Origin of the sequence: Endozoicomonas elysicola, assembly GCF_000710775.1 — a bacterium.
Taxonomy (GTDB): Bacteria; Pseudomonadota; Gammaproteobacteria; order Pseudomonadales; family Endozoicomonadaceae; genus Endozoicomonas; species Endozoicomonas elysicola.
Genome location: NZ_JOJP01000001.1, coordinates 3554011 through 3573706, shown reverse-complemented (window position 1 = coordinate 3573706; position 19696 = coordinate 3554011). Strand labels below are relative to the sequence as shown.

15 protein-coding genes are annotated in these 19696 nt (G+C 48.0%); 9 read left to right on the top strand and 6 right to left on the bottom strand.

Going from position 1 to position 19696, the window contains the following annotated elements; all coding sequences use genetic code 11:
* Positions 1–80: 80 nt before the first annotated feature.
* Positions 81–1187: an SET domain-containing protein-lysine N-methyltransferase gene (locus GV64_RS15405; RefSeq protein ID WP_152554080.1), complete on the bottom strand. Its 1107-nt coding sequence runs from the start codon at positions 1185–1187 to the stop codon at positions 81–83.
* Positions 1188–1386: 199 nt separating this feature from the next.
* Here GV64_RS15405 and dnaE point away from each other — a divergent pair, with 199 nt between their 5' ends.
* From dnaE to GV64_RS15370, 7 genes are all read left to right on the top strand, one after another.
* Positions 1387–4896 (top strand): DNA polymerase III subunit alpha, encoded by a 3510-nt coding sequence (gene dnaE / locus GV64_RS15400; RefSeq protein ID WP_020584366.1) that lies wholly within the window; start codon positions 1387–1389, stop codon positions 4894–4896.
* A gap of 110 nt (positions 4897–5006) precedes the next feature.
* Entirely contained in the window at positions 5007–6656 is a 1650-nt protein-coding gene (locus GV64_RS15395) for an acyl-CoA dehydrogenase family protein (protein WP_020584367.1), read from the top strand.
* Positions 6657–6961: 305 nt separating this feature from the next.
* The gene (gene accA / locus GV64_RS15390) at positions 6962–7912 is read left to right on the top strand and encodes an acetyl-CoA carboxylase carboxyl transferase subunit alpha (RefSeq protein WP_026258537.1); all 951 of its coding nucleotides are present in this window, start codon (positions 6962–6964) and stop codon (positions 7910–7912) included.
* Positions 7909–9315 carry a tRNA lysidine(34) synthetase TilS gene (gene tilS / locus GV64_RS15385; RefSeq protein WP_020584369.1) on the top strand — a complete coding sequence of 469 codons (1407 nt, stop codon included), beginning with the start codon at positions 7909–7911 and terminating at the stop codon, positions 9313–9315. Before accA ends, tilS begins: the two co-directional genes overlap by 4 nt.
* A gap of 169 nt (positions 9316–9484) precedes the next feature.
* Positions 9485–11116, top strand: coding sequence for a CTP synthase (locus tag GV64_RS15380; protein ID WP_020584370.1), 1632 nt, complete (start codon positions 9485–9487; stop codon positions 11114–11116).
* Positions 11117–11128: 12 nt separating this feature from the next.
* Positions 11129–11992, top strand: coding sequence for a 3-deoxy-8-phosphooctulonate synthase (gene kdsA / locus GV64_RS15375; protein WP_020584371.1), 864 nt, complete (start codon positions 11129–11131; stop codon positions 11990–11992).
* 190 nt (positions 11993–12182) lie between these two features.
* Positions 12183–13301: a hypothetical protein gene (locus tag GV64_RS15370; RefSeq protein ID WP_020584372.1), complete on the top strand. Its 1119-nt coding sequence runs from the start codon at positions 12183–12185 to the stop codon at positions 13299–13301.
* Positions 13302–13314: 13 nt separating this feature from the next.
* On the opposite strand, the gene GV64_RS15365 is transcribed toward GV64_RS15370, so the two are convergent.
* The 5 genes from GV64_RS15365 to pstS all read right to left on the bottom strand — a co-directional run bounded on the left by GV64_RS15365 (position 13315) and on the right by pstS (position 17520).
* Entirely contained in the window at positions 13315–13617 is a 303-nt protein-coding gene (locus tag GV64_RS15365; protein ID WP_020584373.1) for a DUF6506 family protein, read from the bottom strand.
* Positions 13618–13756: 139 nt separating this feature from the next.
* Complete coding sequence (gene pstB / locus GV64_RS15360; RefSeq protein WP_020584374.1) at positions 13757–14602, bottom strand: phosphate ABC transporter ATP-binding protein PstB; 846 nt, start codon at positions 14600–14602, stop codon at positions 13757–13759.
* Positions 14599–15441, bottom strand: coding sequence for a phosphate ABC transporter permease PstA (pstA, locus tag GV64_RS15355; protein WP_020584375.1), 843 nt, complete (start codon positions 15439–15441; stop codon positions 14599–14601). The genes pstB and pstA overlap by 4 nt, the downstream gene beginning before the upstream one ends.
* Positions 15442–15451: 10 nt before the next feature.
* Positions 15452–16393 (bottom strand): phosphate ABC transporter permease subunit PstC, encoded by a 942-nt coding sequence (gene pstC, locus GV64_RS15350; protein ID WP_020584376.1) that lies wholly within the window; start codon positions 16391–16393, stop codon positions 15452–15454.
* Positions 16394–16470: 77 nt separating this feature from the next.
* A complete protein-coding gene (pstS, locus tag GV64_RS15345) occupies positions 16471–17520 on the bottom strand; it encodes a phosphate ABC transporter substrate-binding protein PstS (protein WP_026258541.1) in 1050 nt (349 codons plus the stop codon).
* A 267-nt stretch (positions 17521–17787) separates the two neighbouring features.
* On the opposite strand from pstS, the gene GV64_RS15340 reads away from it, so the two are divergent.
* Together GV64_RS15340 and eno are read left to right on the top strand one after the other, a co-directional pair.
* Positions 17788–18072 carry a DUF406 family protein gene (locus GV64_RS15340; RefSeq protein WP_157237095.1) on the top strand — a complete coding sequence of 95 codons (285 nt, stop codon included), beginning with the start codon at positions 17788–17790 and terminating at the stop codon, positions 18070–18072.
* A 271-nt stretch (positions 18073–18343) separates the two neighbouring features.
* Positions 18344–19636, top strand: coding sequence for a phosphopyruvate hydratase (gene eno, locus GV64_RS15335; RefSeq protein ID WP_020584379.1), 1293 nt, complete (start codon positions 18344–18346; stop codon positions 19634–19636).
* Positions 19637–19696 lie beyond the last annotated feature (60 nt).

The window sequence follows — 19696 nt, the reverse complement described above, 5'->3', positions numbered from 1 at the left end:
TAGTATCTCTTAAAATCCATAATTATTTGGTACTTATGTTTTAAAAAGAGAAACACCCTGTTGTCTCGAAAGATATGAAATTATCGCCCTTTCCAATAATATTGACCGTAGTCAATGAGGACTTCGGCGTTTTTTTGGATTTCACTGATACTGATTACAAATATATAGGGCCAGCCCTGGTAAATAATCAACGCGAAGCAAGCATTATCGTTTAGAACCGGTTCATCCTTGGAATATGTAGTGTTTGCATTGATACAGAGCGTGATATTTCCATGTCCGTAAGCACACAGATCAATCTGCATATTATCAATTGAACAGTCAACCGCATAACGGCCAACATTTGTACCATAAAAAGCCTTTTCCTTGAGAATATCTGAGCCAATACAGTAGACCCCCGAATAAGGTGCGATGACAGAGTAGGGAGATATATCTCTGGCTGCAAGAACACCATACTGTCCATGCAGTTTTTTGCGTGGGTCTGAATTATTTATGGTAATGGGCCGTAGCAAGGCATCAATGGATTTCTGACGGCTTTTTGCGCTGAGGGATAGCCAGTGTTCAACGATCTGGCTCCAGTAGTTTGGGTTTAGCAGGTGGTGATTTTTAAAATCAGCAAGTATTTTTTTCTTGACTGTTTCCGGTAATATTATTTTTGTCTTAGTTTTTCCTTTTCTTAGGGATTTTTTTAGGATTTCAGCATTTTTTCCAAGAGAAAGTAATGGAGCCTTATTGTTCCAATATTTTGTAAGAATTATTCTTTTCTTTTTTTTATTTCTTCTCTTATGTTTATTTTTTATTTGATGATTTTTGCTTTTGGCTTTTATGACTGTTTTGTCAAGCAGCTGTTGAAATACAATTGGTGTATGTTCAATTTTTTGTTTTATACGATGTAGCTGGTTATCTGGATTTGGTAATTTCTCGACATAAGGTATGTGATAAGTCGGCCTTTTCAGGTTTATCGTTTCTTCTTTATCTTTTCGATTGTTTAGATATTTTGGGTTGATTTCTTGGGTAACTTCTTTTCTTAGTGTTAATGGTACTTCTAGGTTAGGATTTGTTATTTTTTTTGGTTGTAATTGATTTATTCTATTTTTAATCTCTGTGGTATTGCTCTGCACATAAGTACAGAGTACTTCTTGTTTTGAAGTATGTTGTATTTTAATTGGTGTATTAATTAGGTTGCTCATTATTGTTATTGATGGATTATTTGTACGTGGGTTGTTAGTGTTGGAGATTTTATAGTGTTAACTGGTGCTTTTCAAATGTGCGTTATTTTTCTTTTTGCATTTATTACTTGCTTATTTAATAAGTGTTAAATATTAATTTGTTAGGTGTATCCCTTCATTGTTATCATAACCCGATTGCCATTCAGGACTTCCTTCATCCATGACAGCACGATTTATCCACTTACGTGTTCATACCGAGTTTTCCCTCAGCGATGGTTTGGTGAGGATAAAGCCGTTGATCAATTCGATCTCAGGCTCCGGAGTGCCTGCGGTTGCTGTCACTGATCAGTCTAACCTCTGTGCGCTGGTGAAATTTTATTCGGGTGCCATGGGGGCGGGTATCAAGCCAATTTGTGGTGCAGACCTCTGGGTGGAGAATCCGGCAGATGAGTATGCGCCTTCCCGCCTTGTACTGCTCTGTATTGATGAGCAGGGTTACCACAACCTTACTGAACTGATTTCCAAAGCCTTTATGGAAAATCAGCACCATGATAAAGCGCTGGTAAAACGTGAGTGGATTATGGCGCAATCAGAAGGTTTGATTGTACTTTCCGGAGCCAGAGAGGGGGAGGTTGGCCGTGCCCTTTTGTCTGGCAAAAAGCAGCTTGCTGGTGAGTTGCTGCAAGAATGGATGGATGTTTTTCCTGATCGCTTTTATCTGGAATTGCACCGTACCAATAGAGCAGGGGATGAAGAGTGTGTTCACGGTTCTGTGGCTCTTGCTGCAGAGTTTGGCTGTCCGGTTGTGGCGACCAATGATGTGATGTTTCTGACCCGGGATGATTTTGAAGCCCATGAGTCACGGGTTTGTATTGGTGAAAGTATGGTGCTGGACGACCCCCGGCGCGATCACCGCTACAGTGAGGAACAGTACTTAAAGTCAGAAGAGGAGATGATTGAGCTCTTTTCTGACATCCCTGAGGCGTTAGCCAACTCCGTAGAAATTGCTCGTCGCTGTTCTGTGAATGTCAAACTGGGAGAGTACTTCCTACCAGAGTATCCGGTGCCGGAAGGAAAAACCATGGATCAGTTTTTCCGTGAATTTTCCCATGAGGGTCTCACAGAGCGTCTGGAGTTTCTGTTTGACACCAGTGCTCAGGACTTCCCGCAGACCGAGAAAGTCTACAGGGATCGTTTGGATTTTGAGCTGGATACCATTCTGCAGATGGGGTTTCCTGGCTACTTCCTGATCGTGATGGACTTTATTCAATGGTCAAAAAATAACGGTATCCCTGTGGGGCCAGGCCGGGGTTCGGGGGCGGGCTCTCTGGTAGCCTACGCCCAGAAAATTACCGACCTTGATCCGATCAAATATGACCTGCTGTTCGAGCGATTTCTTAACCCTGAGCGGGTTTCGATGCCGGACTTTGACGTTGACTTCTGTATGGAAGGCCGGGATCGGGTTATTGACTATGTGGCTCGGACTTATGGGCGTAATGCGGTCTCCCAGATTATTACTTTCGGTACCATGGCTGCCAAGGCGGTGGTTCGTGATGTGGCGCGGGTTCAGGGTAAGTCTTATGGTTTGGCGGATCGCCTTTCTAAAATGATTCCCTTTGAAATTGGTATGACCCTTAACAAGGCCTATGAGCAGGAAGAGATTATTCGGGAGTTTCTCGAAACGGATGAAGAAGCCGCTGAAATCTGGGAGATGGCGCTCAAGCTTGAAGGGGTTACCCGAAATGTCGGTAAACATGCCGGTGGTGTGGTCATTGCGCCCACCAAACTGACCGATTTTGCACCACTCTATTGCGATGAGCATGGTAAAGGAGTGGTTACTCAGTATGACAAGAATGATGTGGAATACGCCGGTCTGGTTAAGTTTGACTTTCTGGGCCTGCGCACGCTGACCATTATTGACTGGGCTTTGAAACTGATTAATCCGCGCCGGGCGCAACGCGGGGAAGAACCCCTGGCGATTGAGGCTATTGATCTGGAGGATAAGCGCTCTTTTGATATGCTGAAAAGGGCAGAAACCACAGCTGTATTTCAGCTGGAATCCAGAGGTATGAAAGATCTGGTCAAGCGCCTTCAGCCAGACTGCTTTGAAGATATTATTGCCCTGGTAGCCCTGTTCCGCCCCGGACCATTGCAGTCTGGCATGGTAGATAACTTTATTAACCGTAAGCATGGCCGGGAGGAACTCTCCTTCCCGGATGCCCAGTACCAGCATGAGTGGCTGCAACCCATTCTTCAACCTACCTACGGCATCATTCTGTACCAGGAACAGGTTATGCAGATTGCCCAGGTTCTGGCCGGTTATACCCTGGGTGGTGCGGATATGCTCCGTCGTGCCATGGGTAAGAAAAAGCCCGAAGAAATGGCCAAACAGCGGTCGATATTCGAGGAGGGTGCAGTCAGTCAGGGCGTTGATGGCGAACTGGCCATGAAAATCTTTGACCTGGTAGAGAAGTTTGCCGGTTACGGTTTTAACAAGTCGCACTCTGCTGCTTATGCGCTGGTTTCTTATCAGACGCTTTGGTTAAAAGCTCACTACCCATCGGAATTTATGGCTGCGGTTATGAGTTCCGATATGCAGAACACCGATAAAGTGGTGACTTTTATCGAGGAGTGTCGGGATATGGGACTGAACGTCCTGCCTCCCAGTGTTAACAGTGGCGAATATATGTTCGGTGTTAACGATGAAGGTCATATTGTTTATGGCCTGGGGGCTATCAAGGGCGTTGGCGAAGGCCCTATTGAAGCGATTGTTCGAGCTCGTAATGAGGGGGGGATGTTTAAGGATCTGTTTGATTTCTGTGAGCGTGTCGATGCTAAAAGCATCAATAAACGGGTTTTGGAAGCTTTGATTAAGTCTGGCGCGTTCGATCTTCTGGGGCCTGCTCCCGGTAAACCTGAACAGTTGAACTTTAATCGTGCTGTTCTTGAAGCCAGTCAGCTTGAAGCAATCAAGGCGGCAGACCAGGCTGCCAAAAGTCTGGATTCAGGCCATATGGATATGTTTGGTGCATTAGTGCCGGCGGGTGAAGAAAATGTGTATGACACTTATCTGAAAGCCAGTGAATGGACCGATAAGGTGCGATTGGGGGGGGAGAAAGATACCTTGGGCCTCTATCTGACCGGCCACCCCATTGATGAATATGAGGGTGAGATCCGTCACTTTATCCGGAACCGCATCAAGGATCTGCAGCCCGCCCGTGGCGACAGCCAGAATATAGCCGGCCTGGTTGTTGATCTGCGGGTTATGAAAAACAAGAAAGGGGATAAAATGGCCTTTGTCACCCTGGATGATCGTACTGGGCGGATTGAAGTGTCTGTTTTTGCCGATGTGTTTACCGAATATCAGCATTTCCTTCATAAGGATGCCGTGCTGGTGATCGAGGGAGAGGTTACATTTGATGATTACTCGGGCAGCTTAAAAGTTCGTTCGAAGAAAGTCATGAAAGTGGTGGATGCCCGTAGTCATTATGCCCGTCGTTTGGTTTTGGACGTTTCTTATGAGCAGATTGATGGACATTTTGGGCGAAAATTATCGTCCATGCTGAGTGAGCAGCCGGGGCGTTTGCCTGTCAGGATTGATTACAGTCGCGAAGATGCCCGTGCCAGCTTGATGTTGGGTGATCAATGGCTGGTTAGCCCGAGCGATGAGCTGGTACTGGAGCTCAGGCAGTGGCTTGGCAAGAATGCCGCGAAAGTTGAGTATGCCTGACTGGACGTATTGAATACCCTCAGTGAGTTGAGGTAGATCTTAAACGGGGTGCTGCTGTTGTCTGGCAGCTCCCGTTCTCATGGAGAAAACAAGAAATCTGAATGGGGAGCATGCTTATGAATGGCCCTTCTAAGACTACTGGAACTCATACGGTTTTTAATCAGCCACCACCACTGGATCCCTATAATCTTTTTTCGACGGATACTGCGTTAAAGGAAGCCTTAAAACCGCTGGTATGGGCAGAGCCCATACTGAATGACTATGGATACCTGGCAGGGCATGAGTTTTTTCCTGCTGGCTTCCTCGCTAATCAAAACCTGCCTCAGCTGCGAACCCATGATCGATTTGGACACAGAGTCGATCAGGTGGATTTCCACCCTGCCTACCATCAGCTGATGAAAGCTGCTATTGAAAATGGACTGCCATCATTACCCTGGCAGGGCTCCCAAACGGGAGCTCATATGGCTCGAGCAGCCATGATGTATCTGCACAACCAGGTTGAAGCAGGCACTTGTTGCCCGTTAACCATGACGTTTGCTGCTGCTCCTGCTCTGAACCAACAACCAGATGTTGCCAGTCGATGGTTGCCTTTGATTAACTCCAGACAGTATGACCCGGACAATAAGCCCTGGTATGAAAAGTCGGGAGTGACTATTGGTATGGCGATGACAGAAAAACAGGGGGGGACTGATGTGCGGGCCAATACGACCCGGGCTGCGCCACTGGGAAAAAAAGGGCCTGGCCAGCTTTATGCGCTAACCGGACATAAATGGTTTTGTTCGGCTCCAATGTCTGATGGATTTCTGGTACTGGCTCAGGCTGCAAAAGGACTTTCCTGTTTTCTCCTGCCTCGATGGCGTGAGGATGGGCAGCGTAATAGCTTATATATCCAGCGGTTGAAAGATAAATTAGGCAATTGCTCCAATGCTTCTGCGGAAGTGGAGCTTCAGGATGCCCATGGCTGGTTGATCGGAGAAGAGGGGCGGGGTGTTCACACCATTATTCAGATGGTTGCCCTGACGCGCTTTGACTGTATCACGGGCTCTGCGGCGTTAATGCGGCAGGCAGTGGTTCAGGCGGTACACCACTGCAGTTACCGGCAGATTGCGGGTAAGGTGTTGACAGAGCACCCACTGATGGAGAATGTTCTGGCTGACCTGATTCTGGAGAGTGAGGCGGCCCTTGCTTTGAGTCTTCGGGTTGCCCAAAGTCTTGACTCCCCCAGTGATGAGCACGAGCAGCTCTTTTGCAGGTTAGCTACGGCGATCGGTAAATACTGGGTCTGTAAACGGGCGCCCGGGCATATTAATGAAGCTCAGGAATGTCTCGGTGGAGGCGGTTATGTTGAAGAGTCCATTCTGCCTCGCCTTTATCGTGAAGCACCGGTGAACTCCATATGGGAAGGCAGTGGCAATGTTCAGTGTCTGGATATTTTGAGGACATTTCAGCGGGAGCCTGAATCGTTGGGTGTCATGTTTGCTGAGCTGGAAAAATCTTCCCGGGCAGATCCGCAGTTGGATCAGTGTATTGCAGGCCTGAAGAATAGATTGGCAAATATCAGCCATGCTCACTACGAAGCGCGACGGCTGGTTGAAGATCTGGCTATTTGTCTGCAGGCAAGCTTATTATTGCAATCCGGCAATGCTTTGGTGGCGAGCACTTTCCTGAGAGGGCGGTTGGATAAAGGCGGGCTGGCATATGGCACACTGCCTGCCAGTATTTCCTGTAAGGATCTGATAGAGAGGGCTAGAGTCTGTTGATATTTCGTTGCGAGGTTTAGTGGCAATTCTTTAACGACATGCTTTTCTGGCGGCCATGACGGCTACAATATGGGTGTTTTGTTTACAGGCGATTACGCTTTTTAACTCGACTTTCTTCCGGTGTTTACGTATTTTGATTGCTATTTACTATCCGGCCATGATTAAGCTGAGCCTGAGAGTCAATCCGGTCACCCATGACGGGGCGAATAACCTGTCATATACGAGGGAGTCGTTGGGATTGCCGGGCAGCGGGTTGTGCTGGTGGCAAACAGCCTTGAGCCTCTCTAAATAGATAAGTGGATTTCATGAACCCGAATTACCTGGATTTTGAACAGCCAATTGCTGAACTGGAAGCCAAGATAGAAGAGCTTCGGCTGGTCAGTAGCGATGCGGAACTGAATATTACAGAAGAAATTGCGACACTGCAGGATAAGTGCCGCAGCCTGACGGATTCTATTTTTAACAACCTTTCCTCATGGCAGGTGGCGCAGCTGGCAAGACACCCCAGACGCCCCTACACATTGGATTACATTCGCCATATTTTTACCGAGTTTGATGAGCTTCATGGTGATCGTCATTTTGCTGATGATCCTTCTATCGTGGGCGGTATGGCCCGACTGGATGGTCGCCCGGTGATGGTTATTGGTCACCAGAAAGGACGTGAGATTGAAGAAAAGGTTCGTCGTAACTTTGGTATGCCGAAACCTGAGGGTTATCGTAAAGCCTGTCGCCTGATGGAAATGGCAGAGCGTTTCAATATGCCGATTCTGACCTTTATCGATACTCCGGGGGCTTATCCTGGTATTGGTGCTGAAGAGCGTGGGCAGAGCGAGGCTATTGCTTATAATCTGGCGGTAATGTCTCGCCTGAAAGTGCCTGTTATCTCAACGGTCATCGGTGAGGGCGGCTCTGGCGGTGCATTGGCCATCGGTGTCTGTGATCACCTGGTGATGATGGGCTATTCCACCTATTCAGTCATTTCTCCGGAAGGCTGTGCTTCCATTCTCTGGAAAAAGTCTGAGTATGCTTCCACTGCCGCTGAAGCGATGGGTGTTACGGCGGAACGTTTGAAAGAGCTTGAGCTGGTGGATACTCTGATTGAAGAGCCGCTGGGTGGTGCTCACCGGGATCCGGAAGCAGCAGCGGCCAGTTTGAAAGCAACGCTGGTGGCTCAGTTGAATAAACTCTCGGAACTGGACAGCGATACTCTACTGGAAAATCGTTATCAGAAAATCAGGGATTTTGGTTCACTTTGAGTTCGGTTACAACATCCCATCCTGCACATCACCCACTCAGCTCTGAGTGGGTGCTCAGTCGGTTATCTTCCCGTCTTCAAGGTTCATTCAGGGAATGTGCATTAACGGTGGCATTCAGTGGTGGTGTCGACTCTACCGTTTTACTTCACCTGCTTACCAGACTTCGCGATCAGGGTTTTGTTTCTGACGTCCGGGCTGTGCATGTTCACCATGGTCTGAGCGAGTTTGCCGATCACTGGGCACAGCACTGCCGAAGTATTTGTGATCAATGGGATGTGCCGCTCATCGTTGCTAAGGTTGCGTTGAAAAAAGAGGGCAATGGTCTCGAGCAGGCTGCCCGTGATGCCCGTTACCAGGTTTTTGTTGATGTCTTACCGGCCGGTGGTTGTCTTTTACAGGGGCATCACCGGGATGATCAGGCAGAAACCATTTTGCTCCGGCTTTTCAGAGGCACGGGGATGGATGGTATTCAGGGTATTCCTGAGTGCCGGGCATTAGGCGAGGGCACGTTATTCCGGCCTTTGCTCAATGTTCCGAGAGCAGCCTTCGATGCGTATGTTGCTGTTAATGAGCTTAAGCACATAGAAGATGACAGTAATACTGACGAACAATTTTCGCGGAATTTTCTTCGCCAACGGCTGATCCCTATGGTTGAGGAGCGTTGGCCAGGTGCTTCTGGGCGACTGGTTGAGTTTGCCGGCGAGGTCGGGCAGCTGAATGAGCGTTTGTTGTTGGACACAAAATTTCAGCTAGAGAAATGTCTGGGTTACCGACCTGAGTGGCTGCTGGAAAAACGGCCATTGATCAGACTTGATTCATTACGGCAACTTGAAGGTTATTCCCAGCGTCTGGTGGTTCGTGAGTGGTTGAAGATGCAGGGGTGCCAGCCTCCTTCAAGGGATGCTCTGGAGCAAATTTTCAGGGAAGTTATTGATGCCCGGATTGACGCAGAGCCCCGGATAAAAATTTCTGACGATTTTGTTCTAAGTCGTTATCAGGAAATGCTGGTGGTAATGGATGAGAATACAAAATTGCTGCCGTTTGCCCCTATGTTATGGGACTGGCAGAAGGATGCGGTCCTGAATCTGGGAGATCGATCACTGTTCTGTTATAAAGCGTCTGCTGGAAGTGGCAAAGCCATTTACTTGCCGCAAAAACCACTGTTATTAAAGCGTCGTTGTCATATTCCGAGTGATGCAAAATTTGCTATTTCCGGAAGAAAAGGGCGCAAGACACTGAAGAAATGGTTGCAGGAGTATAAGGTGGCTCCCTGGCTGCGAGAATATTTTCCATTTATTTTTGATGGTGATCAGATGGTGGCTGCTCCGGGCCTCTGGGTATGTGAGGGTTATCTTTCAGCCAGTGATGACGGTTTCTCCTGTCGTTGGCAAACTTATGTTTAATTGAGAACGCTCCCTGGCCGCCTTCGGAAAACCGAGGGTTAATAATGATAGATTCTCTGGCATTTGGTTCGATAACGGTTTTACGTTTACCGCCTGTTTTGGTATCCTGATTTCCCATCTTGAGACTCTCTTTTCACCCCGCTTTATTTTAGATTCACAGCAGGTAAGCATGACGCGTTATATTTTCGTCACTGGCGGTGTTGTTTCCTCGTTAGGCAAAGGCATCGCATCGGCATCTCTCGCCGCCATTCTTGAGGCACGTGGTCTCAAGGTGACGATGCTCAAGTTGGACCCTTATATCAATGTTGATCCGGGTACCATGAGCCCTTTCCAGCATGGAGAGGTTTTCGTTACCGAAGACGGTGCAGAGACAGACCTGGACCTGGGTCACTACGAACGTTTTATTCGTACCACCATGAAGCAGGGTAATAACTTTACCTCTGGCCGGATTTATCAGGATGTTCTGCGTAAAGAACGTCGTGGTGACTACCTGGGTGGTACGGTTCAGGTTATTCCTCACATCACTGACGAGATCAAGCGCCGTGTTGTTAACGGTGCAGGGGATGCTGATATTGCCTTGGTTGAGGTCGGTGGTACTGTTGGGGATATCGAATCCCAGCCATTCCTCGAGGCAATTCGCCAGCTGAAAGTCGAGCTGGGTTCGCAGCGTGCCATGTTGATGCACCTGACCCTGGTGCCTTACATCAAGACCGCTGGTGAGACTAAAACCAAGCCAACCCAGCATTCCGTTAAGGAACTGCGTTCTATAGGTTTGCAGCCAGATATACTGGTCTGTCGAAGCGAGCAGTACATCGACGCATCTGCCCGTCGCAAGATTTCACTGTTCACCAATGTGGAAGAGCGCGCCGTTATTTCTCTGGAAGATGCGGACAGCATTTACAAAATTCCACGTATGCTCCATGAGCAGGAATTGGATCAAATTATTGTTGATCGCTTCAACCTGGGTTGTCAGGAAGCTGATCTGTCTGAGTGGGATGATGTGGTGGATCGCGAGTTCAATTACTCCGAAGAAATCACCATCGCTATGGTCGGCAAATATATGGAGCTGCTGGATGCCTACAAATCTCTGATTGAGGCGATTAAGCATGCCGGTCTGAAAACCCGGACCAAGGTGAACATCCGCTACATCGATTCAGAAACCATTGAACAGGACGGTTTGTCAGTTCTGGAAGGGGTTTCTGCTATTCTGGTGCCTGGTGGCTTTGGCCATCGAGGTGTTGAAGGCAAGATCGAAACAGTGCGTTATGCTCGTGAGAACAAAATTCCTTTTCTGGGCATCTGTCTTGGTATGCAAGTGGCTGTTATTGAATATGCCCGCCATGTCGCCGGTTTGGAAGGTGCTAACAGTACAGAGTTCGATCGTCAGGCGGCTCATCCGGTCGTTGGTCTGATCACTGAGTGGATCGATGCTGACGGTCTGGTTGAAAAGCGTGATGAGGCCTCTGACCTGGGTGGCACCATGCGTCTGGGTGCGCAGAACTGTAACCTCGTTACCGGCACGCATTCCCATGAAGCTTATGGTCAGGACGTTATTACCGAACGTCACCGTCACCGTTATGAAGTGAATAATCATTACGTTGAGACACTGGAAGATGCAGGTCTTAAGATTGCCGGCCGTTCTGAAGACAACAGTCTGGTGGAAATGGTAGAGGTGCCGGATCATCCGTGGTTTGTTGCCTGTCAGTTCCATCCGGAGTTCACGTCGACTCCTCGTGATGGTCATGGGCTGTTTTCTGCATTTATTAATGCAGCAAAGACATTCAAGCACGCTTCTAACTGAGACTGATTGTTCATGTCTGATCTTGTGAAAAGCAAAATTGTTGATGTTAATGGCATTCAGGTCGCCAATGACCAGCCATTTGTTCTGTTTGCCGGGATGAATGTACTGGAATCACGAGACCTGGCCATGAAAGTGGCAGAAGAATTTGTAAGGGTTACCGAAAAACTCGGTATTCCTTATATCTTCAAAGCTTCCTTTGATAAGGCGAACCGTTCATCGATTGCCTCTTACCGTGGGCCGGGCATTGATGAAGGGCTGAAAATTTTTCAGGAACTGAAAGCAACCTTTGGCTTTCCAGTGATTACCGATGTGCATGAACCTCATCAGTGTCAATCAGTAGCCGAGGTGGTGGATGTTATTCAGCTGCCTGCATTCCTGGCTCGACAGACTGACTTGGTGGAAGCGATGGCGAAAACCGGGGCTGCCATTAACATCAAGAAACCTCAGTTTTTGAGCCCTGGTCAGATGGGAAATATTACTGACAAGTTTCGTGAAGCAGGAAATGATCGCCTGATTCTCTGTGAGCGTGGTGCTAGCTTTGGTTATGATAACCTGGTTGTCGATATGCTTGGTTTTCATACCATGAAGCAGGTTAGTAATGGGGCGCCGGTTATCTTTGACGTAACCCATTCGCTGCAGTGTCGTGACCCGATGGGGGCGGCTTCCGGTGGTCGTCGTCACCAGGTAACAGAGCTGGCTCGTGCTGGTATGGCCGTTGGCCTGGCAGGACTGTTCCTGGAAGCCCATCCAGACCCTGATAATGCCCGCTGTGATGGTCCTTCCGCTCTGCGTTTGTCCATGCTTGAGCCATTCCTGGCTCAGATGAAAGCATTGGATGAGCTGGTGAAGTCATTCAAAGAGCTGGATACTCACTAAGGAGTATTGTTTAAAAAAACCTCCTATTTCTGCAAAAAATAGGAGGTTTTTTTATAGCAAGAACTTTCCGTATTGTGTGTGGTCGTATCTGTGAGTATTAAGAATATATACCTTGCAGCAATTTATCTTGTTGCCACAAATTTAATTTTCTCTCGATTTTTTGTTTTCAGAGAATGTTGGCGCTGCCTTAATGAGTGATGTTCATTTCGATTCAGTAAACAACATAAACTACCCGGTTAATGATACTTCTTCATCTGAATTGAGTAGGCGAAGCCAAGTCTCAGTGATTGCTTTTAGTCATAAATGTTCGGTTGTTATATCTGCTGCATCACATATTGGTGTGGAGGCGAAATTTGTTACAGGTAGTGGTTTAGGTTCTAATGCATCTGCTGATAGAAAGATAAGTGTAGAATCTCAAAGTATCAAGAGAACTGTTCCTGCATCAGGAGATGATGAAAAAATACCAGGTTATGACTATCCGATGGATCTGTCCAAAAAGCATGGGGCTGAGGTTGGCTTGAACTCTTCATTGTTGGATATGAACGAATTTGATTGTTCATGCAAGCCTGAACGGAAGTCCCCTGTGCCTCGATGTATAGAAGAACAAAAGGGCGAGCAGGAGGTATCAAAATTGTTACAGATAAGAAAGGTACCGCTTGACCTACCTGCTACTAGTGGAAGTGGTTGGGCTAAAACTAGCTTTGGAATGGGTGGGTGTGGATTATGGGGTGAAAAAAGAGGTTTTCCAAAATCGGTAGTAGTAGAGGGTGCCTGTAATGATAAAAGGAAGAGGCACCAAGAGATAGAAGCAAACTATAGGCAGAGGAAAAAAGAATACATAAAAAATTTTGATCAAATAATAAATAATCTAAAACAACAATGTTGTCAGGCAGCTTATCAGGTTCTTGAATGTAAAAAATATTTGGGTTCTTTTCCTGCTGCTTTCTCTCCATTGACTGTAAAAATTTACGCTCTTGATTCTCAAGAGGAAATAAATGTTTTTTTTGATAGTTACGTGGCCTCAGTTCAAGAACGATTCGAGCGGGATAAAGAAGCGAGAATATTAAAAGAACGTGCTGAAAAAGGGAGCCCCATTGTTGTTGAAGGTGGTGGAAGTATTATTGACTCAAATGTCAGGCATAAACTGACCCAAAGAAATTATAGAGTTAGGACAGCTTTTGATTATCAAATGAAGAAAAAAATAGAGTCTGAAATCAATTCGGATTTACAAAAAATTCTGAATGATGTTGCCACTTTTGGTAAGTGGCGCAATCAGTGGGTGAGCACACCAAAATTTGGTGTGGATTAATAGTTTGTGTCTTTTAAAGTTGTAACAGGTCTACCAATGGTCGCCGACTTTCAGGGCCATAATAGACTGCACCAACAGGCACCCTGTTTTCGGTTTCTTCCTTAACCAATGCAATAATTTCAGCACTGGCCAGTCCTCCGCAGAGTTCAATCATCTGGACACCGTTTTTCTCAACCAGCTCTCTGGCAATATCTGCAGCAGTCTCTTTATGGGCCATATCTACTGCTGCACAGTAAAAGTGAGCTTTTTCGGTAATATTTTCCTGAATTGATGAGGTTTGTAATCCGGGCATGGCATAAATAAAAGCAAACTTCATGTGTACTCCTTTGAGCCCTGAGGCAGGCAAGTTGAATTTATTGGGAAGTATGGTGAAATTTTGGCAGAGGATAAAAGAAGTACAAGAAAGAGTATAAGAAGGAGAGGTTGAGGCTCCTCTCCTGATGCCGGCTAGGGTGTCAGCCAAAATTACCGGCAATATAGTCGCGGGTTTTCTGGTGGTCGGCGTTATGGAAGATTTTCTCGGTAGGGCCGAATTCCATCAATTCTCCCAGGTACATAAAACCCGTGTAATCAGAGATGCGCATGGCCTGCTGCATATTATGGGTGACAATCACGATGGTGTACTTTTCCCGTAGCTCGGTAATCAGTTCTTCGATGGCTGCAGTGGCTAGAGGATCCAGTGCGGATGTGGGCTCATCCATCAGAATGACTTCAGGTTTCAGGGCAATAGTACGTGCTATGCAGAGGCGCTGTTGTTGTCCGCCAGAAAGGCTGCTGGCGTCGGCATCCAGTTTGTCCTTGACCTCCTTCCAAAGGTGAGCACGTTTCAGTGCCTTTTTGGCACGAACTGCCATTTGCGGGGCTGACATTCCGCCCTGCATCTTCAGGCCAAAAGTAATGTTGTCATAGATGGACATCGGGAACGGGGTTGGTTTCTGGAAAACCATACCGACCTTGGAGCGCAATGCGTTTAAGTCCACATTGCTCTTGAGAATATCCTCGCCGTCCAGTAATACCTCGCCTTCCGCATGCTGAGTGCCGTACAGGTCATAGATACGGTTCATGGTTCGCAGCAGTGTGGATTTACCACAGCCGGATGGGCCGATGAGTGCTGTGACCCGGTTGTTGTAAATGGGCATATTGATGTTTTTCAACGCAGGTTCAGCGCCTTTGTTATAGAAAAAATTCAGGCCATTGACTTCCATACGCGGCATTGGGCTGGCGCTACTCAACTCAGTGACAGACGCACTCTCTATTGGCTGGATTGTCGGGTTTTTCTCGATCGCTACATTCATGGTCATTTGGCAGCCTTTCTTGCTTTCAGCCAGCGAGGTAACACGGTGGCCAGAATATTGATAATCAGAATAAAGGTGGTGATCAGCAGAGCGCCGGCCCAGGCCAGCTCGTTCCATGACTCGTAAGGGCTCATGGCGTACTGGTAAATGGTTACAGGCAGGTTGGCCATGGGCTGGCTCATGTCTGTGGTCATGTAGTTGCTGTTCAGTGCGGTAAATAACAGTGGTGCGGTTTCACCGGTAATACGAGCCATGGCCAGCAGTACACCGGTGATAATGCCGGGACCGGCAGCTCGATAGCAGAGTTTGGTGATGACCTGCCAGCGGGGGGCCCCTAGACCGCTGCCTGCTTCTTTCAGAGTAGTTGGCACCAGACGCAGCATCTCTTCAGTAGTGCTGACAATAATGGGCAGTGCCAGAATCGCCAGAGCAGTTGCACCTGCCCAGCCAGAGAACGAGCCGGTGGTAACCACCACGATTTTATATACAAACAGACCGATCAGGATTGATGGAGCGCTCATCAGCATGCCGTTCAGAAAGCGCAGCATCTCCGCTGCTTTTGACGACTGATTGCTTTCGGATAACCAGGTGCCGGCTAGAATGCCCAGCGGTGTAGCAATAACAATGCCCAGAGTGGTAAGCATCAAGCTGCCAACAATGGCGTTTTTCAGTCCGCCATGACTTCCTGGCCCGGGTGTCAGCTCAGTAAAAATATGCAGTCCCATACCAGCAATACCCTTGCCAACCAGGCTGTACAGTACGCTGGATAATACAATCAGGCCAAACACTGCTGACAGTATGCAGAAACCGATAAAGGCCTGATTTTTGAGTTTTCGTAATGACATCACCGACTCCTTAACGCTTTCTCAACAGGATGCGCGCTGCACCCATCACCACAAAGGTCAGGATAAAGAGCACCAGCCCCAGACTGATCAATGAGGCAATGTGCAGCTCATTGGTGGCCTCATTGAACTGCTGTGCAATAGTGGAGGAGATGGAGCTGGCTGGCATAAAGAGCGATGTCTCAATACGGTTAGCTCCGCCAATCACAAAAGCGACCGCCATGGTTTCACCCAGTGCACGGCCAAGACCCAGAATACCGGCACCAACAGCGGCATTTTTGATGGTAGGCAACAGTACCCGTGTAATGACTTCATAGGGTGTGGCGCCAATACCGTATGCTGCTTCACGAACCACATTCGGCACAGTTTTCAGGGCATCGCGGGTCAGGGCGGTGATGATGGGCAGGATCATAAACGACAGAATGATACCGGCCGTCAGCAGGCCTATGCCGATGGGGGGGCCATCAAACCAGGGGCCAATCAGGGGGATATTGACCAGATTCTCTAATGCCCAGAACTGGAAACCTTCAGAGAACCAGGGGGCAAAGACAAACAGTCCCCACATGCCGTAGATAATGCTAGGCACAGCAGCCAGCAGTTCAATGGCCATACCTACGGGCTTGCTGATCCACTCTGGCGCCAGTTCGGCCAGAAAGATGGCGGTGCCAAGGCCAACGGGAATAGCGATAACGATGGCGATCAGTGATGAAACCAGAGTGCCGTATATCGCTGCAGCGGCGCCAAATTCACCACCGACCGGATCCCAGGTATTGCTGAAGATAAAACCAGGGCCAAACTTGGCAAGTGCCTGCCAGCCACCATCGATCAGAGAGAGAATGATGCCGATCAGCACCAGGAAGATTAATACGGCGCTGGCAAAGCTGAGGCGATGGAAAATGGAATCGCCATTGATTGCGCCAGGTCGTAATGTGAGTGCACTGGTAGTGGAATGCATAACTGTCAGGAGGGCAATGAGTCGTCGAGCTCATTACCCTGAGATCCTTCCTACTTTATTGAATAAACGTCACTGGGTTACTGGATGATGGCTGTGCCTTTATGGGACAGCTGCTGCTTCCATGTGTTTTCAACCAGCTCAATCACGCTCTCTGGCATTGGGATAAAATCCAGGGACTCAGCCATCTTTGCACCATTCTCGTAGCTCCAGTCAAAGAACTCGATGATCTCTCTGGCTTTACCTGCATCGGCTTGGTCTTTATGCATCAGAATGAAAGTAGCAGCGGTCATTGGCCAGGAGTCAGCGCCAGGCTGGTTATTCAGCAGCAGGCGGAAGCCAGGTGCATTTTTCCAGTCTGCGTTCATGGCGGCTGCCTGGAAGGTTTCCATGGTTGGCTGCAGGAACTTGCCTTCAGCACTGGCCAGTTGGGTGTGACTCAGGTTGTTCTGTTTGGCGAAGGCGTACTCGACGTAACCAATAGAACCGCGGGTGCGGCGGACAAAGTTGGCCACACCGGCATTACCGTTAGCGCCAATCGTGGTAGCCGCTTTTGGCCAGGTGATGTCGGTGTTGGTGCCGACGTCGTTTTTCCAGGTTTCACTGACCTGACTCAGGTAGTCAGTGAAGTTATAGGTGGTTCCTGAACCGTCTGAGCGGTGTACAACATAAATGGATTGTCCTGGAATCTTCAGATCAGGGTTGATGCTGGTGATGCGCTCGTCATTCCACTTTTTAATCTTGCCCATATAGATGTCGGCAACAATATCGCCAGTCAGTTTCAGGGCGCCTGGTTCAATACCCGGAATGTTAACGACCGGAACAATAGCGCCCATCACCATTGGGAACTGGATCATGCCTTCATCATTCAGCCTCTGTTGATCCAGAGGCGCATCGGTTGCACCGAAATCAACCGTCTTGGCCGTGATCTGGCGAATACCACCACCGGAACCGATGGCCTGATAGTTTATTTTAACGCCGGTTTCCTGATTATACTCTTCTGCCCACTTGGCATAGACAGGGTGCGGAAAGCTGGCTCCAGCACCGTTGATTGACTTTGCGCTGGCTGCTCCGGAAAAAGCAGCGGCAGCTAAAACTGAGGATACGATAACTGACTTTATGAACGTCATGGTTTTTTTCCCCCGAAAACTCATTGATAGAGTGTTTGTGTTTGATGAGGGAAAGAATAGGGCGGGACTGTTACAGAAATATTGCTCGAATGTTTCAGTTATATGACAGTTAATTTTAGGGATGAGTTGGTCTATCGAGAGTTGCATGATGCTGGTTGGATTCTACTATTTTAAAGTATCCGTACAGTTAATGTTTTCTCAGGGTTTGTTCATGATGGTATGCAGCTCGCGGAAAGTCGTGAGCAGGCTCTTAACAGGAGAGCAGATATGGATAATACCACTACTGAATTGGAAGTGGTTGCGGATCACTGTCTTGAGATAGGGGAGGTGATTATTCCCGGGGATACTCACCTCGAGATGACCGTAGAAGGGAGTACAGAGCAGCAGGCGAATGACCAGTTGGTATGGATGGAGGCATTGGCAAGCAGTATTTCTGATCATTGCACAATACGGAAAACTGTTAATCACCAGCCAGGGAGTGTGACCATTGATGCCATGTTTGATTTTGACTGCACAGCAGAAAAACTGATTTTTGAATTATATCTTAGATAGTGACTTTACTTATATCTGAGTAATTTTCTGATTGTTATTTGATCACTAACGCCTTATTTAAACGATGATTAACAGGTGATTTACAGTAATTCACAGTAACGATCAGAAATCTTCGAGGCTCAATAATGACGCGGTTTTCAGCGGATTTGTAAGGCTTTGACACAGGATTTTCCGATGGTATAGTTGCCGCTCCCGTAACAATGCCGACTCTGTTTTACGGTATTGCTTACCTCTCACTTGAAATTTCCGAATTCTTCACCCGGAGTATCTCATGACCGCTATCAAAGAAATCAAGGCTCGCGAAGTCCTCGATTCTCGTGGTAACCCCACTGTTGAAGCTGACGTTATTCTTGAGTCTGGTGCCTTTGGTACTGCCTGTGCTCCCAGCGGTGCATCCACTGGTTCCCGCGAAGCTCTGGAACTGCGTGACGGCGACAAGTCACGCTACCTGGGCAAGGGCGTTCTGAAAGCCGTTGCCAACATCAACGGTCCTATTCGTGAAATCCTGCTCGGCGTTGACGCGAATGATCAGCGTGGACTGGATCAGAAAATGATCGACCTGGACGGCACTGACAACAAGGCCAAACTGGGTGCCAACGCTATCTTGGCCGTGTCTCTGGCTGCTGCCAAAGCGGCTGCAGCTGACAAAGGCATGCCTTTGTACGCACACATTGCTGAGCTGAACGGTACTGCAGGCCAGTTCACCATGCCGGTTCCGATGATGAACATCATCAATGGTGGTGAGCACGCTGATAACAATGTCGACATCCAGGAGTTCATGATTCAGCCAGTTGGCGCACCAACCTTTGCTGAAGCTCTGCGTATGGGTGCTGAAATTTTCCACGCACTGAAAAAGGTTTTGTCCGACAAAGGTCTGAACACTGCTGTGGGTGACGAAGGTGGTTTTGCACCAAACCTGTCTTCTAACGCCGAAGCGCTGTCTGTTATTAAAGACGCCGTTGCTGCTGCTGGTTATAAGCTGGGTGAAGAAGTGACTCTGGCTATGGACTGTGCTGCTTCCGAATTCTATCACGATGGTCAGTACAATCTGAAAGGTGAAGGCAAGACCTTCTCTTCCAATGAGTTCTCTGACTACCTGAAAGGTCTGACCGAAGAGTTCCCAATCATCTCTATTGAAGATGGTCTGGACGAGTCTGACTGGGACGGCTTTGCTTACCAGACCAAGATTCTGGGCGACAAGATTCAGATCGTAGGTGATGACCTGTTTGTAACCAACACCAAGATTCTGAAAGAAGGTATTGATAAGGGGATTGCTAACTCTATCCTGATCAAGTTCAACCAGATCGGTTCCCTGAGCGAAACTCTGGATGCCATCAAGATGGCTAAAGATGCCGGTTACACTGCCGTCATTTCTCACCGTTCCGGTGAAACTGAAGATGCAACCATCGCAGATCTGGCCGTAGGCACCTGCGCTGGCCAGATCAAGACCGGTTCTCTGTGTCGTTCTGATCGTGTATCCAAGTACAACCAGCTGCTGCGTATTGAAGAGCAACTGGGCGGTAAGGCTCCATACCGTGGTATCGCTGAATTCAAGCGTGCCTGATTAGCATAAGTTGCTGATTGAAAAGGGAGGCATTAGCCTCCCTTTTTTATTGGCTGAAAT